14 protein-coding genes, 1 tRNA gene and 1 pseudogene are annotated in these 16,681 nt (G+C 60.2%); 7 read left to right on the top strand and 9 right to left on the bottom strand.

Going from position 1 to position 16,681, the window contains the following annotated elements; translation table 11 throughout:
* The first annotated feature begins 1 nt into the window (after position 1).
* Complete coding sequence (gene pcaG / locus B0G71_RS32940; RefSeq protein ID WP_116147120.1) at positions 2 to 589, top strand: protocatechuate 3,4-dioxygenase subunit alpha; 588 nt, start codon at positions 2 to 4, stop codon at positions 587 to 589.
* Positions 590 to 736: 147 nt separating this feature from the next.
* On the opposite strand, the gene B0G71_RS32935 is transcribed toward pcaG, so the two are convergent.
* Positions 737 to 1,969: a serine hydrolase gene (locus tag B0G71_RS32935; RefSeq protein WP_116147118.1), complete on the bottom strand. Its 1,233-nt coding sequence runs from the start codon at positions 1,967 to 1,969 to the stop codon at positions 737 to 739.
* 164 nt (positions 1,970 to 2,133) lie between these two features.
* Entirely contained in the window at positions 2,134 to 2,397 is a 264-nt protein-coding gene (locus tag B0G71_RS32930; protein WP_116147116.1) for an H-NS family nucleoid-associated regulatory protein, read from the bottom strand.
* Positions 2,398 to 2,861: 464 nt separating this feature from the next.
* Between B0G71_RS32930 and B0G71_RS32925 the strand changes: the two genes are divergently transcribed.
* The 3 genes from B0G71_RS32925 (at position 2,862) to B0G71_RS32915 (ending at position 4,514) form a co-directional block, all read left to right on the top strand.
* Positions 2,862 to 3,497, top strand: coding sequence for a LysE family translocator (locus B0G71_RS32925; RefSeq protein ID WP_116147114.1), 636 nt, complete (start codon positions 2,862 to 2,864; stop codon positions 3,495 to 3,497).
* A 298-nt stretch (positions 3,498 to 3,795) separates the two neighbouring features.
* Positions 3,796 to 3,999: a cold-shock protein gene (locus B0G71_RS32920; protein WP_106282677.1), complete on the top strand. Its 204-nt coding sequence runs from the start codon at positions 3,796 to 3,798 to the stop codon at positions 3,997 to 3,999.
* 290 nt (positions 4,000 to 4,289) lie between these two features.
* Positions 4,290 to 4,514, top strand: a complete 225-nt coding sequence (locus tag B0G71_RS32915; protein ID WP_106282676.1) for a hypothetical protein — start codon at positions 4,290 to 4,292, stop codon at positions 4,512 to 4,514.
* Positions 4,515 to 4,565: 51 nt separating this feature from the next.
* On the opposite strand, the gene B0G71_RS32910 is transcribed toward B0G71_RS32915, so the two are convergent.
* Complete coding sequence (locus tag B0G71_RS32910) at positions 4,566 to 6,197, bottom strand: acyl-CoA synthetase (protein ID WP_116147112.1); 1,632 nt, start codon at positions 6,195 to 6,197, stop codon at positions 4,566 to 4,568.
* 209 nt (positions 6,198 to 6,406) lie between these two features.
* On the opposite strand from B0G71_RS32910, the gene B0G71_RS32905 reads away from it, so the two are divergent.
* Complete coding sequence (locus B0G71_RS32905; protein WP_116147110.1) at positions 6,407 to 7,153, top strand: Crp/Fnr family transcriptional regulator; 747 nt, start codon at positions 6,407 to 6,409, stop codon at positions 7,151 to 7,153.
* A 185-nt stretch (positions 7,154 to 7,338) separates the two neighbouring features.
* Positions 7,339 to 8,898 (top strand): methyl-accepting chemotaxis protein, encoded by a 1,560-nt coding sequence (locus tag B0G71_RS32900; RefSeq protein ID WP_116147108.1) that lies wholly within the window; start codon positions 7,339 to 7,341, stop codon positions 8,896 to 8,898.
* Between the two features lie 129 nt (positions 8,899 to 9,027).
* Here the strand turns inward: B0G71_RS32900 and B0G71_RS42745 are convergent.
* Positions 9,028 to 9,310 (bottom strand): annotated as a pseudogene (locus tag B0G71_RS42745) (transposase).
* A gap of 323 nt (positions 9,311 to 9,633) precedes the next feature.
* On the opposite strand from B0G71_RS42745, the gene B0G71_RS32890 reads away from it, so the two are divergent.
* On the top strand, positions 9,634 to 10,716 hold the full coding sequence (locus B0G71_RS32890) for a porin (protein WP_241975019.1): 1,083 nt from the start codon (positions 9,634 to 9,636) through the stop codon (positions 10,714 to 10,716).
* Between the two features lie 139 nt (positions 10,717 to 10,855).
* Here B0G71_RS32890 and B0G71_RS32885 read toward each other — a convergent pair whose 3' ends face one another.
* The 5 genes from B0G71_RS32885 to rpoD form a co-directional block, all read right to left on the bottom strand.
* Positions 10,856 to 11,989, bottom strand: coding sequence for a porin (locus tag B0G71_RS32885; RefSeq protein ID WP_116122434.1), 1,134 nt, complete (start codon positions 11,987 to 11,989; stop codon positions 10,856 to 10,858).
* Between the two features lie 937 nt (positions 11,990 to 12,926).
* Positions 12,927 to 13,085, bottom strand: a complete 159-nt coding sequence (locus B0G71_RS41540) for a hypothetical protein (RefSeq protein WP_181916856.1) — start codon at positions 13,083 to 13,085, stop codon at positions 12,927 to 12,929.
* A gap of 202 nt (positions 13,086 to 13,287) precedes the next feature.
* Complete coding sequence (locus B0G71_RS32880; RefSeq protein ID WP_181916855.1) at positions 13,288 to 13,494, bottom strand: hypothetical protein; 207 nt, start codon at positions 13,492 to 13,494, stop codon at positions 13,288 to 13,290.
* A 461-nt stretch (positions 13,495 to 13,955) separates the two neighbouring features.
* Positions 13,956 to 14,043 (bottom strand) — tRNA-Ile (locus B0G71_RS32875).
* Positions 14,044 to 14,196: 153 nt separating this feature from the next.
* On the bottom strand, positions 14,197 to 16,602 hold the full coding sequence (gene rpoD / locus B0G71_RS32870; protein WP_106282668.1) for an RNA polymerase sigma factor RpoD: 2,406 nt from the start codon (positions 16,600 to 16,602) through the stop codon (positions 14,197 to 14,199).
* Positions 16,603 to 16,681: the final 79 nt, after the last annotated feature.

Below are 16,681 nucleotides of genomic sequence, written 5' to 3'. Positions count from 1 at the left end.
CATGACCACTCTCAAGCAAACGCCTTCGCAAACGGTTGGGCCTTACTTCGCGTACGGCCTATGTCCGCAGCAATACGATTTCGACTTCAAGAGCCTGTTCACGCCTGTTCTGGCTGATCGCGAAGCGGCCGGCGAACACATCACGATCGTCGGCCAGGTGTTCGATGGCGACGGCAAGATCATTGGCGACGCCATGCTCGAAGCCTCCCAGGTGGACGCGAATGGGCACTTCCCGGAGTCGCGTGAGGAAATCCTGAAGACCGGCTTTCGCGGTTTCGCCCGCGTGGGCACCGGAACGGATCCGCACAATCGCTTCGTCGTGGAAACGGTGAAACCGGGCCGCGCCAGTCCGGATGAAGCGCCGCATCTGAACGTGATCCTGACCATGCGCGGCATGTTGCTGCACACGTTCACCCGCATCTATTTCGAGGACGAGGCGGCGGCAAACGAGAAAGACCCGGTGCTGGCAGCGGTTCCAGCGGACCGGCGCGACACGCTGATCGCGCGCCGCGAGCCGAATGTGGCGAACGTTTACCGTTTCGACATCCACATGCAAGGCGCTAAGGAAACCGTATTTTTCGATCTTTGATCGCAGTTTTTCTACACTTTCATATAGCTTTCACATACACTGATCACGATCCTTCTAGCGACTGGATCGCGAAACTCCGAGTAGTTGAGCCCGCCTTGCGCGGGCTTTTTTTTGGTCTTTTTTACTTTCTAGTCTGATGAATGGCGCTCACTGTAACGAGCAGCGCAGCCAGCGGCTGATTCTCACCACGTCGGCAATGTGATCGTGCGCGCCCGGCGCACCCAGCACGACGATGTCCACCGGCCTGCCGCGCACCTTCATTCGCACCACGACGCAGTGTCCGGCCTCGTTGATGAAACCGGTTTTCTGCAACACGATCGACCGGTCGCCGCCTCGCACCAGCGCATTCGAGTTGTGATAACTCAGGCTCGCCCGCCCGCCGCCGGGTAAAACTACCTGATCGCGATCGGTGGAATAGGCGCGAATCAACGGATAACGGCTGGCCGCGGCAACCAGCAACGACAAATCCCGCGCGGTCGAAACGTTCTGCGGCGACAAGCCGGTGCCATTCACGAACGATGTATGCCGCATGCCGAGCGAGCGAGCCTTCGCATTCATCGCAGCGACGAAGCCCGGGCGGCCGCCCGTGTAATCGCGACTAAGCGCGGCCGCAGCGCGGTTCTCCGACGACATCAGGGCGATATGCAGCATGTCATGGCGCGACAGCGTCGCACCGACACTCAAACGCGAGCCGGTGAACTTGTCGAAATCCTGGTCCTGAACGGTAACGTTAAGCGGCGCGTTCAATGCATGCTTTGCGTCGAGCGACACGACCGCGGTCATCAGTTTGGATACCGAAGCGATTGGCATGACCCGGTCAGCCTGCTTTTCGGTAAGCACGGTTTGCGTTCGTTCGTCGACGACGTAGACGGATCTGCCGCGAAGCAGCGCGCGCGATTTGGGGGTGTAGCCGCAGCGCGCCAACAGACGAGGGCCCTGATGCGGCATCGACGCACGCGAGGCTGACGCACGTCGCGCATCGCCCTTTGCCGCCACGACCGCGGGGCGTCTCACGGCGCGTGGATCGCGCGCATTGCGCGCGGCTTGCCGGCGATATTTGGGTGTGACTTTGCCGGCATGCATCGTCCGCTCGGGGCTCGTCACGTGCTTGCGCTTGTGCGCGACACGACGCCGGGTCTTGTCGGCGGTTGGCTGCCTCGCTTTGCTCGAGCGTTTGGCTTTCGCTTTCGACGTATGTTTCGTGGATGGTTCGACATGCCGATTCGCACGCGCGGACGGCTGCCATGAGGCCGCGTGCTCCGCGCCAAACGACCCGCCGATATTCAGCCACAACAGGCCGAATACCGCGAGACAACGCAGCCATGCCGGGAAACGAAAAGCCGGAAAGTCAGATGAAGGAGTTCGACGACCGTACGGCATGCAGCTTCCAGTTCTGTGCCGCCTGCGCCCGCATGAATGGGCACGGAATCGGCAACGACCCGCCGATCTTAAGTCAGATCGTACATGCGATCAACGGCAAAGGACCGCGCCAACTTGCTATGCGACAACCGTACGCAAACAGAAGACGCGACCCTTAGCCACCCTTAGCAACGGAAATGATCGATGTTCTGTCCAGCGTAAATTGCACGCGCGAGCCAGTCCGGTTTATCACCATGACCGTCCCACGTATTGCCGTATGCGTCGCGATACATCACGGCCCGGGTTGCGGCCGCATCGGTTTCGATCGCTTCGGCGAGCGCTTCTATCGTAATGCCGTATTCGTCCATGCGCCGCCGAATCCATGCGATCAGGCGCTCACGTGCATTCCCGTCGAAGTCGAGCTGCCGTTGTTCCCCAAGCTCTTTCATAACGTACCAGTGTCGCGGCTAATAATGCTCGCGTTAGAAAAGCAAAAGGCTTCGCTAAAACAACGCGAAGCCTATGCGTGATTCAGATGGCTCGAGTGCGAATCGAATTCGCGATGCCTCTCCCGATGCGGGAAAACTCGCACCTGGAAATCATGCCCATTAAATCCTGGATTATGGGGAATTCGTCGGCAACCGGATCGAATTGCGCTCGCGTCTCGCCCCGTGGTTCGGGGCTGCTTCAGCGTATGGAAAGCGATTCTAGCATCCAATTTCTTTTGCTTGCAGCAACGAATTGTTAGTCCGCGATGCACGGCTTTCAATACGTTCGGGTTATCCGGACTGCAACCAGAAGCGGTAATACTCATTGACAGGAAATGCGTGCACAGCAAGAGCAAAAAAGCAGAGCCGCTTCTCTCATGTTATGTTCACTGACTAGCCCGCTCGCGCACAGGAGACATTCGATCATGACCGCTTCAACCGCCATCATCACCATCCTCGCCGCACTGCTGTTGGGCGCCATGAGTCCGGGACCGAGCTTCGTCATTGTCGCTCGCAATGCGATCGGGCTGTCGCGCGGCGATGGTCTCGCTACCGCCCTCGGCATGGGTGTGGGCGGCGTGTTCTTTAGCGGCATTGCGTTACTCGGTCTCTATACCTTGCTGGCAAGTGTGGAATGGCTCTACGTCGGCCTGAAAGTGGCGGGCGGGCTGTACCTGATCTACCTCGCGTCGAAAATCTGGCGCGGCGCCGCCAAGCCGCTTGCCTTCGATGCCGCGCAAGCGGTCTCGGGCAATGCTCGCAAATCGTTCTGGATCGGCTTGAGCACACAACTCAGCAATCCGAAGACTGCCGTCTACTACGGCAGTATTTTCGCAGCGCTGCTGCCGCAACATCCGCCGTTGTGGTGCTACTTTGCGTTGCCGCCCGCGATCTTCACTATCGAAGCCGGCTGGTACACGGTTGTCGCACTGTGTTTTTCGAGCAAGCGGCCGCGCGAAATCTACCTGCAATGGAAAGCCTGGGTCGATCGCGTCGCGGCGAGCGCAGTCGCCGCGCTGGGATTGCGCCTGATCCTGACGGCACACAAAGTGGGCATCTGAAAACGCGTAGCCGCTCGGACGGTTTGTCGTGCTCCGCGGCACGGCAAGCCGGGGAGCCAGCGCCTTATGGGCAAGCCCTCAACACGAGCCGCGCCCCGCGCCCGGCAAAACAGTTACAAGATAAGTGTTGACGCTGATACACCCCGGCGGTTAATGTGGCACCCGAAGTTCAAGAAGTTCGATTGCTGTTCATCAATGTCTCGCTCCCTCAGCGGTATTCGTTGTCCTCTCCCTCCTTGACGCTTCACACGCTCTCGCACAGAGCACATCTTTCTATTTTTTACCTCAAGGATTCTTCATGGATACCGGTACCGTTAAGTGGTTCAACGACAGCAAAGGCTTTGGCTTCATCACTCCGGACAAGGGCGGCGACGACCTGTTCGCGCACTTCTCCGAAATCACCGGCGACGGCTTCAAGACGCTGGCTGAGAATCAGAAAGTGAGCTTCGAAACGAAGCAAGGCCCGAAGGGTCTGCAAGCGGCTAACATCAAACCGCTGTAAGTTTGAAGGGCTCGGTGTCCGGCAACGGACATCGGGCTGCAGCGACATCCTCGCGGAGCTTTGTCTCCCACAGTTGGCGCGTATCGCTTTGAGCTGCATGTCATTCCAAGCAGCTTGCCTGAGCGCCAAACGCCTCGTTGCACCTCATTCTCCCCTCCGGCTTCAACGCCCATTTTCCGCTTTCCGACTGCATCAGGATTCGGCTCGCAATGGCTTGAATCAGCTCGTCCGCGCGACTCGTACAAGGGTCCGCAAGGCTGGCGCGCACTCGAACATCATTAAAATATAAAATGCAAAACAAACATATTCAGCACTACAACGGCTATGCCGTCAAACCCTCGGCGCACCGTTTGCCCGATGGCACTTTTTCATCCAATCTGTTGCTCGAACGCGCTGACAGCGCGCGCACCGAAGGGCGCTACCAGTTCTATTCGCTCGATTACTTCACGAACGAAGAACAGGCCTTGCAGCACTCGGCACGTTGGGCACGTCATTGGGTCGACACGCGCGGCTAAGCTCGCGACCGGCGTGGCATTCGCCACGCCACATCATCATGCGCGCCACCTTCACGGCTTTTCTTCGGCCTTGATCCGCGCGCGCAATTCGAACTTCTGAATTTTTCCCGTCGATGTCTTCGGCAGTTCGCCGAAACGCACCGCTTTCGGCAACTTGTATCCCGCAAGAAAAAGCCGGCAGTGCGCAATGATCTCTTCCGCGCTCACCTGAGCCCCCTCCTTGAGTTCGACGAAGGCGCACGGCACCTCGCCCCACTTCGGATCAGCCATCGCCACCACGGCCGCTACAGAGACCGCAGGGTGACGGTACAGCGTATCTTCGACCTCGATGCTCGAAATGTTCTCGCCGCCGGAAATGATGATGTCCTTGCTGCGATCGCGAATGCGAATATAGCCGTCGGGCATTCGCACGCCGAGATCGCCGGTATGGAACCAGCCGCCCTGGAAGGTGGCTTCCGTCGCGCGCTCGTTCTTCAGATAGCCCTTCATGCAAATGTTGCCGCGGAACATGATCTCGCCGATCGTCTCGCCATCGTCGGGCACGGGTGTCAGCGTGTCCGGGTCGAGCACGGTCACCGCGGCCTGCAAGTGATAGCGCACGCCTTGCCGCGCGTTGAGTTCGGCGCGCTCGCTGTCGTCGAGCGCCTCCCACTCCTCCTGTTTCGCGCAGACTGCGGCCGGCCCGTAGGTTTCGGTGAGTCCATACACATGGGTGAGATCGAAGCCGATCTCCTTCATCTTCGCGATCACCGCGGGCGCGGGCGCGGCGCCCGCCACCATCGTCGACACGCGATGCTCGATGCCCTCGCGCCATTCGGCCGGCGCATTCGCGAGCGCGCTCTGCACGATCGGCGCGCCGCAATAGTGCGTGATGCGTTCGCGGCGAATCAGATCGAACACCGTCTTCGCATCGAATTTGCGCAGACAGACATTGACGCCTGCGCGCGCGGCCACCGTCCACGGAAAACACCAGCCGTTACAGTGAAATAGCGGCAAGGTCCACAGGTAGACGGCGTGCTTGGGCATATCCCATTCGAGGATATTGCTCAGCGCGTTCAGATAGGCGCCGCGATGGTGATAGACCACGCCCTTCGGATCGCCGGTCGTGCCCGAGGTGTAGTTCAGCGCGATGGCGTCCCATTCGTCGGCCGGCAGGGCCCACGCGAATTCGGGGTCGCCGGATTGCAGGAACGCTTCATAATCCGTGGCGCGGATGAATTGAGCCGGGTCGGCCGGCATCGCGTCCGCCACGCTGATCACGCGCAAGTTCGGGAATTCCAGCGCGGCGCGATGCGCGAACTCGCCGTACTCGGTATCGACGATCAGCGCCTTCGCCTCGCCGTGGCGCAGCATGAACAACAGCGACGACACGTCGAGCCGCGTATTCAGCGTATTGAGCACGGCGCCGGCCATGGGCACGCCGAAGTGCGCTTCTATCATCGGAGGAATGTTGGGCAGCAAGGCCGCGACTGTGTCGCCACGCTGAATGCCGGCCCGCTGCAGCGCGCTGGCCAGACGCCGGGCGCGCTCGTAGGTCTCGCGCCAGTTGCGGCGAATCTCCCCATGGACGACCGCCGGCCGCTCACCGTAGACTTCCGCCGCGCGCACGATGAAATCGATCGGCGTTAACGGGACATAGTTGGCTTCACGGCGCTCGAGGCCTGCTTCGAACATATGTTTCATCGCATCGTCTCCTGTCGACCAGCGTTAGCGCTTTAGCGCTTACTCTGGTCCCATGCAACATGGTTGCTAAGGCGCTGAGCGCGCCGTCGATTATTCTGATTGAAGAACTAGGCTAACAATGGTTATGGTGAACTGTCTGTCATTCAAATGACAGAGTGGCGCGCCCTGGCGCTTCCGCACTCACCTCCGCCCAAAAACCGCCAGCCGCCATGAACGACGCTCCGCTCACCGCCCCCGCCGATGCCCGCCCACGCTGGCCGGAACGGGTCGCGCGCGCCGATCTGCCGGGCCTGTTCGCTACTTGCGCGTGGTTCCGGGCGCTCGCCGCGGAGCATCAGTCCATGGTGCTCGCCAGCGCGCACGCGGAGCATCTGGAAGGCGGCGCATGGATCGCGCGCCGCCAGGAACCGTCGGACTACTGGATCGGCGTGCATTCCGGCCTCATCAAACTTGCAATTTATAGCCCGTCGGGACGCAGCTGCACGCTGTCCGGCGTGCCGCCCGGCGGCTGGTTCGGCGAAGGCAGCGTGATCAAGCGTGAATTGCGCAAGTACGACGTGGCGGCAATTCAGCCTTCACTGGTCATGTTCGTGCCGTCGGAGACGTTTCACACGCTACTGGGATCCAGCTTGCCGTTCAATGCGTTCGTGATTCGCCAACTGAACAACCGCATGGGCGAATTCATCGCGTCGATCCAGAATAGCCGGTTACTCGATGTCGATGCGCGTGTCGCTCAGTCGCTCGCCCAACTGTTCAACCCGGATCTCTATCCCGACACCGGCCGCACGCTTGCCATTTCGCAGGAAGAAGTCGGCCTGTTGGCGGGCGTTTCCCGTCAGCGGATCAACCAGGCGCTGCAAAACCTCGAGCGGCTGGAGATTTTGCGCCTCGCGTATAACCAGATCGATGTGCTCGACCTCGAACGCCTGGGTGCGTTCGGCCGGGAACAGCTCTAGCACCCAACGCCTACGCTTGACAGCCCCTTCAGCTCCGCATGTTTCGGCGGTCGCCTGCGCGCGCCCGTTCGACTGTATTTTGAGCACCCGGATAAAGAAAGCGCCGCACGCGCCGTTATGCGAGCTATGCAGCGCAGATTGCAGCGCGTCCCTATTCCAAGCTCAACGTATTGTCGAATCCGATAATGAACCGTCTGACACTGAAACAGAAGTTGTGGGTGCCGTTGCTGCTGTGCTGGGCCGCGCTCCTGATCGTGACCGTTGTGAACGCGTACGAAGCACGTAACGGTCAAATGGACGCACGGCGCGCCGATCTGGCCGACGTGACCGACATGGCGGTATCGATCGTCGCGGACTATGCGAAGCAAGCCGACGCCGGCAAGCTCTCCGTCGACGACGCGAAGCAACAAGCGATTGTCCGCGTCAATGCGCAACGCTACGGCGCCTCCGGCTACGTGACGATCGTGCGCAGCGATTCGGTCATGATCGACCACCCAATGAGCCCGAAGCTGAACGGCAAGGATATGGGCGGCTTCCGCGACGCCAAGGGCAACGCGCTGTACCACGACATCGCACAGGCCGGCGGCTCGGCGGCCGGCGCCGGCTACCTGCGCTACTGGTGGCCGAAGCCCGGCGAAACGACGCCGAGCGAGAAGATCGGGTACGTGAAGCGCTTCGGCCCGTGGGGCTGGGACTTCATCGCGGGCGCTTACATGGACGACATTCAGGCGCAGTTCTACACGACGCTCGCACGCTCGGCCGGCATGCTGGCGGTACTCGGCCTGATCGTGTCGTTCGTGGCGTCGCGCGTGGTGCGCAGCGTGTCGCGCTCGATTGGCGGTGAGCCTTCCGCCGCGGCCTCGATCGCGATGCAGATCGCGCGCGGCGATCTGGCCACTCGCATCGACCTGCGCCGCGACGACACGTCGAGCCTGCTGTTCTCGTTGCGTGAGATGCGCAATCAGCTTGCTTCCACCGTCTCGCGGATCAAGAACTCGGCGGAGACGATCACCGTGGCATCGAAGGAAATCGCCGCGGGCAATCTGGATCTGTCGAGCCGCACCGAGGAACAGGCCGCGTCGTTGCAGCAGACCGCAGCCAGCATGGACGAACTCACCAAGACCGTCACGCAGAACGCCGACAATGCGGCCACCGCGTCCGAACTGGCGAGCGACGCGTCGGCCATCGCCGCGCGCGGCGGCCAGGTGGTCAACGACGTGGTCGAGAAAATGGCGGGCATCACCGATAGTTCGCGCAAGATCGGCGAGATCATCAGCGTGATCGAAGGCATTGCGTTCCAGACCAACATTCTGGCGCTGAACGCCGCGGTGGAAGCCGCGCGCGCCGGCGAAGAAGGCCGCGGCTTCGCGGTGGTCGCGGGCGAGGTGCGCAATCTCGCGCAACGCAGCGCGACGGCGGCCAAGGAAATCAAGGTGTTGATCGATCAATCGGTCGCACAAGTCGGTGAAGGCTCGACGCTCGCCGGCAGGGCGGGCAGCACGATCGGCGAGGTGGTCGACGCGGTGCGCCGCGTGACGGCCATCATGAATGAAATCTCGGCGGCTTCGAAGGAGCAGAGTTCAGGTATCGGCGAAGTCAATCTCGCAATCCGTCAGATGGACGATGTGACGCAGCGCAATGCCGCACTCGTCGAGCAGGCGGCCGCCGCGGCCGGTTCGCTCGACGAGCAGACCGAACACCTGCGACATGCCGTCGCCGTGTTCAAGGTCGAGCAAGCTGCGTGATCGGAACCTGCGGGCCGAGGTCCATCTGACCGATCGGCGGTCAGCGGTCAGCGGTCAGCGGTCAGCGGTCAGCGGTCAGCGGTCAGCGGTCAGATAAGGCTGTCGCCGGAAATCCGGTGACAGCCTTTTTTATTTGCCGTTGCGAAGCTGCGATTTACCGAGCACGCGCATGCCGCTCCTTCGCGTGACGGGCCGCTCGAGGATCGCATCGGTCTCGAACAGCGTGAACACGATGTCGGCCAGCACGCCCGACTTCTTCCAGCGCAGGTAGTAGCGATGCGCCGTTTGATACGGCGCGTAGCGCTCCGGCATCGCGCTCCAAGGCGCGCGCGTGCAGCACCCAGAGCATGCTATTCACCACCCAGCGGATATCGATGCTGGGACGCCCACGGCGAGGTCCAGGAGCCTTCATCTCAGGTAGCAGCGGGACGATGCGATGCCATTGCTCGTCAGTGAGATCGTAAGTGGTCGGCAAATGAGGCTGCGGCTCGCGAGTGGAATTATTTATGCGGTAAAAGCGCGCGGCCGCTGCATAGGCTAGCGTCGCCGCGAAATAGCGTCTATCAATCAATGGATTTCAGACTAACCGAAGCACGCTCGCGCGAAGGTTAACTCTTGTCAGCCAGCGCGCGCGGCGGACTCGAATGAACAATCCATAACCGCATAGCAGATATTCCAATGAGACAAGTTAAGCTCCTGAAGACCGCAGCCATCGTGAGTGGCACCGCCCTTGCGATGACCTCCGAGCACGCCTTGGCACAGAGCTCGATTACGTTGTACGGCGTCGCCGATATGAGCGTGCGCTATTTGACCAACTCCAACGCCAGAAACGACGGCCGCCTGTTCATGACGAACGGCGCGATCACCAATAGCCGCTGGGGTCTGCGCGGTTCAGAGGATCTGGGCGGCGGCATGAAGGCGATCTTCGATCTGGAAAGCGGCATCAATTTGCAGGACGGCTCCGCCTCCGACAGCCAGCGGCTCTTCAATCGCAATGCGTATGTGGGCCTGAGCAGCCAATACGGCACGCTGACGCTGGGGCGTCAGAAGACGCCGTTGTTCGATCTGCTCGGCGACACCTACGACCCGCTCACGGTCGGCAACTACTTCGAGAACTCATGGTTGCCGGGAGCGCTCGGCGCGGGCCTTTACGCGGACAACGCCGTGAAATACACCGGCAGGTACAAAGGCCTGACCATGGCCGCGATGTACTCGTTCGGCACCAACTCGGAATCGAGCGGCGCGGGCGGTTTCTCCGGCCAGGTGCCGGGCCATCTCGGCGCGGGCACGATGTACGGCTTCACGTTGTCGTATGCGGCCGGCCCGTTGAGCGTCGCCGGCGGTGTGCAGCAGAACAGCGACAACAGCAATCACAAGCAGACTATCTTTAACGCGAACGCGGTGTATGCGTTCAGCACGACGAAGGTGTACGTCGGCTATCTGCACTCGAAAGACGACACGGGTTTCGTCGACACCGCGCTGGCACAGCAGACGCTCGTGCCGGGCGTCGATATCCTGAAGGGCTCGGGCCGCGTCGACAACGGTCCGTTCGCCGGCGTCACCTGGCAGGCAACACCCGCGCTCACGTTGACGGGCGCGGCGTACTACGACCACATGTCCAACGCGGCGATCGGCAACGGACAACTCGGCAGCGGCAATCGTTATACGTTGGTGGCGCTGGCTGAGTACGCCTTGTCCAAACGCACCGAGGTGTACGGGACGGTCGATTTCGACAAGGTATCGGGCGCGGCTTCGGTCGAATTGCCGGGCAAGAACAACCAGACCGGCGTTGCACTCGGTCTGCGTACGATTTTCTAAAAGAGACAGGGCCGCGTGTGCCCTGCACGGCGCGCGGCATCCGGCATTCTCGCCGGGTGCCGACCATCGAATCGCGCGCACATAAAAAAAGGTGCCGCGAACGGCACCTTTTTGTACAACAACCAGCTTCTGCCGAAGCTTAGAAGCGGTGACGCAGACCGACCGTAGCAGCCGTCTGGTTCTTCGACGACGACGGCAGTTGCGTGTTGTCGCCACTGTAGATCGAAGCGACACCGCCGTCGCCCATTGCGTGCTGGTACACGGCTTGAGCGTACACGTCTGTACGACGCGACAGCGAGTAGTCAGCCTGCACGCCGATCTGGTGGTAGCGCACCGATTCCGAACCACCGTTCGCGCCAACGCCGTAGCCCTTGCCGTCCGTGAACGTGTAAGCAACGCCCAGGCCGAGAGCCGGGGTCAGGTTGTACTTGCCGTTGACTTCGTAGTTGTTAGCGCGCAGCGATTGCTGACCGCCCACGAAGTTGTCCGAACGCGATTGCGTCCATGCCAGACCGACGGTTGCCGGGCCGAATGCGTACGAACCAGCAACGCCGAATTCACGTTGACGGAAGTTGCCGACGTTGCCTGCCAGCGTGTTGACGTACGAACCGTCCGAAGCGCCCGTGTTACCTGCGCCCGGGTTGTTTTGCTGTGCGTAAGCAGCGCCCAGGTGCAGACCTTGCCACTGGTATGCAGCACCCACGCTGTATTCGCGGTTGTTTGCGAATGCGCCAGCCTGGTTCGAGAAGCCGTACGTGCCGCCGAACGAGAAGCCAGCGTAGTTAGCGCTCGAGTACTTGATCGAGTTGTTGACTGCGTAGCCGCCGTTCGTGTTCAGGTTGTCGTTGTTGAACGGGTGCGCGAAGTACGTACCGCCCCAGCTGCCCGTTGCGGTCAGCGGTGCCAGGTAGTCTTGAGCTGCGTCATATTGACGACCCAGCGTGACCGTACCGAATTGCGCGCTCGACAGACCGACGAACGCTTGACGGTTGAACATGCCGTTGTTGTTAGCGAACTTGCCGTTGTTGATGTTGAAGCCGCTTTCCAACGTGAAGATTGCCTTCAGACCGCCGCCCAGATCTTCCGAACCGCGCAGACCGAACATGCTTTGGTTGATGCCGCCGCTACCGGCTGCCCACTTTGCGTTGTGGTTGACGTTGCTGGTGTACGTCAGGCCCGCGTCCAGCAGACCATACAGAGTCACGCTGCTTTGTGCGTGAGCGACGGATGCGAACGATGCGGCAACCGCAACGACGATGAGACTCTTTTTCATGCGTGGGACTCCTGTTCGATAAATTTACGCGGGGAGCGGGACCTGCCTCGGCAGCATGTGCATCGCACCTGTTGCCGCCCTTTGACCGACCCGTTTCGGATCGCCGGGCACCCTTGAAACGAAGCGTGAGTGTAGGGGGACGCCCTAGTAGCGCGGCCTGCAATTCACGCAACAGGATTTTTCGTAATCAGCAACAATGCAATTGGCTCGTGCATTAAGTCTTTGTTTTCCCAACGTTTACCGCGAAATCAGCTTGTTGTCGCACCTGCTATGGCGATAAGCAATTTGCAACTTCTCAATATTGTCAGTTGTATGCATGCAACAGCGTTTTAATAATCGTGACGTAATCGGGTCGGAGCAATTAGGAAAATGAGAGATGTCTGATTGCTCGAAAAGGAGGCAATTAGCCGCATGCACGCGGGCGCAGTAAATTTATTTTGGAAAACCTGGAACTTAATTGAATTAATGCTGTCGTCGATTACCCCTAATCGAATTAGCCGGGTAATAACTGGTTTTGACCATGATTTCTTTTGCGAGGGCAATTGATTTTGATGGCCTGCTGTTATTCCGGCGCTGTGGGGAGCGGTTCGATAGCGTTGAAGCTCCGGGCATGCGGCGGAAGTGCTTGCCCTGTATGGATGTAGCGAGCAATGGGGCACGGCGTACGGCTCCGGCAAGTGCGCATAACGCCCGCCAGTGTCATGTAGTGTGAACGACGCCCGTTTTTACAAAGCCTGGACCCAGTAGGGGAAGCCTTCAGCACGGGCGTTGCCCGGAGGTGAAATGCGGCGCCGACCGCCGCGTGACAAAAACCCGTGCTGAAAGCGGATGGCAAACATCTAACAGCCTTCCGCCCTCATTAAACGGCACGAGCGTGCCATTCTTTTACACGGAGTTTCCCTGGTTCCTTGCGACCACGGCCTTATGGCTTGTCTCGCTACCGCCGGAGGGCCTCCTCGTCCTCGGGCGAAGCGCCCGGCGTGAGCGGATCGATTTCGGGTGGCACACCCGGCAAGGGGCGCGGCTGCTCACCGGGTTCGTCCAGCGGTTGATTCGCAGGATCGGCGACGGGGTCAATGGTGGGGTCGGTCTGCATGTTGAGTGTCCTAAGGCTGGGAATGTCTCCCAACGATTAGCGCGCAACGTGTATTCCCGAGGTTCCAGCGCAGCGGCCAAGCTGCCGCGACCTCGCGGGATAGTCTCGATCGGTTGATGTCCGGCTGTAGAAAGTGCTTCAGCGCGCGGCGAAACTTTCAACGCCCGATCGCGCGACTGCGCGCGCCGCGCCGTGTCACCAACTATTGCCGATCAAGCCGCGAGCGCGTCGTTTCGCCAGCCGAGCCGGTCAGGAACGGCTCCAGCCCGAACAGCCACGCAAAACAGAAAGTGACACGCGACAACGCGCTGGTCTGCCGCCGAGGCACGCTTCCGCGATCGCTTTCCAGCGGCGTGGGCAACAAGGGTTGAATCTGGGCAAACTCAGCAGCGGTGTGGTCGCGTCGCATGGTCATTCTCGTTATTGATATGGTGTGGAAGCCGTGCTTATGCAAACGACGTGCCACTCTCGCCGAGCGGACTTCGGGCCGATTGAATTTCAGATTAGCCCTGCTATCGCCACGGAGTCTGTGCGCCAGAGCGCCAACGGAAAACCAGCGAATGAGGAGACGAATCCCGGAAGCGAAAGATTAAATCCGACGGAGTTTGCGCCAACGAGCGCAAAAGGATAACGAGATTTCCGCAGCGTGAAATATGTTGTTTAACACGCGCCGGGGTTCCGCATCAATCAATCGCAAGCGCTTCTGAATGCCGCCTTTATGGCGACGACACCTTTTATCCAACTGAATGGAAATCCAAGGCGCGATTTAATAGCGGAACGGAAGTGACATATTGCCGCGCACACTACCGCCTTCGCCCTATACAAACAAAAAAGGGTTCCGACTTTATCGGAACCCTTTCTCTGCATCGATGGTGGGCCGGGTCGGAGTCGAACCGACGATGTCCTTTCGGAGGCGGATTATGAGTCCGCTGCCTGCAACCAGCACGGCGTCCGGCCCAAGAAAAAAGACCCGGTCGTGAAGGCCGGGCCTATTCGTTGATTGGCCGACATACTACACGAAAAAGGGACCTTCGCAACCGCTTGGCTACGGCGAAACAACCGCGAGGCCCCTTAAAACCGCTACATCATTTGCAACCAACGCCGGCTTCGATCAATTCCCTTCAAGGAACGACTTCAGCTTGTCCGAACGGCTCGGGTGGCGCAGCTTGCGCAGCGCCTTCGCTTCGATCTGACGGATCCGTTCACGCGTCACGTCGAACTGCTTGCCGACTTCTTCGAGCGTGTGATCGGTGCTCATCTCGATACCGAAACGCATGCGCAGCACCTTCGCTTCACGCGGAGTCAGCGAGTCGAGCACGTCCTTCACGACATCGCGCATGCTGGCATGCAAAGCCGCGTCGGCCGGCGCAACCGTGTTGTTGTCTTCGATGAAATCGCCCAGATGCGAATCGTCGTCGTCACCGATCGGCGTTTCCATCGAGATCGGCTCCTTCGCGATCTTCATGATCTTGCGGATCTTGTCTTCCGGCATTTCCATCTTTTCGGCCAGCGTTGCGGGATCCGGTTCGAGACCGGTTTCCTGCAGAATCTGACGCGAGATGCGGTTCATCTTGTTGATCGTTTCGATCATGTGAACCGGAATCCGGATCGTACGCGCCTGGTCAGCGATCGAACGCGTGATGGCCTGACGGATCCACCACGTTGCATACGTGGAGAACTTGTAGCCACGACGATATTCGAACTTGTCCACCGCCTTCATCAGACCGATGTTGCCTTCCTGAATCAGGTCGAGGAACTGCAGACCACGGTTCGTGTACTTCTTCGCGATCGAGATCACGAGACGCAAATTCGCCTCGGTCATTTCGCGCTTCGCCTGGCGCGCCTTCAGTTCGCCCGCCGCCATCTGACGGTTGGTTTCCTTCAGGTCCTTCAGCGGCAGGACGACACGCGCCTGCAGATCCAGCAGACGTTGCTGCTGCTCGCGAATCGCCGGAATGTTCCGCGTGAGGATCGCGCTATAAGCGTGACCTTCACCGACTATCTTGTCGGCCCACTCGAGATCCGTTTCGCTGCCCGGGAAACGCGCGATGAATTCCGCACGCGGCATGCCGCATTTGTCGACCACCGTGTGCAGGATCTGACGCTCGACCTGACGCACTTCGTCCACCTGCGCGCGCAGCGTGTCGCACAGACGCTCGACGGTACGCGCGGTGAAGCGGATCGTCATGAGCTCGTTCTGGATCGTTTCCTGTGCCTTCAGATACGACTTGGACTTGTAGCCTTCCTTCTCGAACGCGCGACGCATCTTGTCGAACCATTCGCTGATCATCGCGAATTTTTCGAGCGACGCACGCTTGAGCGCTTCCATCTGCGCTGCGTTGGCCGTGGCTTGCGCCGTGCCGTCGTCTTCTTCCTCGTCTTCTTCCGAGTCTTCTTCGACTTCCTCGTCTTCGCTCTCGATCGCTTCCGCTTCCTGCGCGGAGAAACCGTCCGCGTCTTCCGCGTTGGCGTCGATCAGGCCGTCGACCAGTTCGTCGATGCGAATTTCCTCATTCGCGACGCGCTCGGCCATTGCCAGGATGTCGGCGATCGTGGTCGGGCAGGCGGAGATGGCCATCACCATGTGCTTCAGGCCGTCTTCGATCCGCTTGGCGATTTCGATTTCGCCTTCGCGCGTGAGCAGCTCGACCGTGCCCATTTCACGCATGTACATGCGGACGGGGTCCGTAGTGCGGCCGAATTCCGAGTCGACGGTGGACAGCGCGACTTCCGCTTCTTCTTCCACCTCGTCGTCCGACGAAGCCGCCGGCGCGTTGTCGTTCAACAGCAGGGTTTCAGCGTCAGGGGCCTGCTCGTACACCGCCACGCCCATGTCGTTGAACGTGCTGATGATGCCTTCGATCGCCTCGGTCTCGGTGAAGTTGTCCGGCAGGTGGTCGTTGATCTCAGCGTACGTGAGGAAACCGCGCTCCTTGCCAAGCTTGATCAGCGCGCGCAGTTTCGAGCGGCGCTCCTCGAGCTCCTCGACCGTGCCCGGCTGTGACGACGCGAAAGCGTCTTTCAGCAGCGCTTTTTCCTTTGCACGACGGTCGCGAGCCTTGGCCTTTTCAACCTTGGCCGGAGCAGCAGCCGTGGGGTTTTCTTCGCTTTGGGTTGCGTCGTCATCGACGGGTACTTCGTTCAGCTTTTTCGTCATGGAGTTCGCCGTACCGGCTGTAGTCTCGACTCGCGGCTGGTGGACGCCAGCCGGTTGAACCGTGGATACTGGAACCTCGCGCACTGCCGCATCGTCCTGCGCGGCAGCCGCTTCCCTTGCGCTTCTGACACCCGACCCCTTCGTGGCCGGCACTGCTACAGCTTTCGCCGCCCTGACCGGCTCCGCTCGCGCAGCCGAAGTGGTCGAGGACTTCTTCCCGGCAACCGGTGCAACACTGACCGCAGACGCTTTTTTGGCAGAAGAAACTAACCTGGCTTCGGTGACCTTTCTGGTCGGCTCCTTGGAGCTTGTGCCTGTTGTTTTCCTTCCGCCCGTTGTTCCGTCCGCAGTCTTTGCCATCGCATCGCCTTTTCGCCTTTGCTAGGAAAACCCTTGAAAAACAATCCGCTGGAAACCTTTTATTATAGCACCGAGGGTC

The sequence above is a fragment of the Paraburkholderia sp. BL27I4N3 genome, assembly GCF_003386115.1.
Taxonomy (GTDB): domain Bacteria; phylum Pseudomonadota; class Gammaproteobacteria; order Burkholderiales; family Burkholderiaceae; genus Paraburkholderia.
The sequence above is the reverse complement of the archived record's forward strand: the minus strand, read 5'-3'. Positions and strand labels throughout refer to the sequence as shown.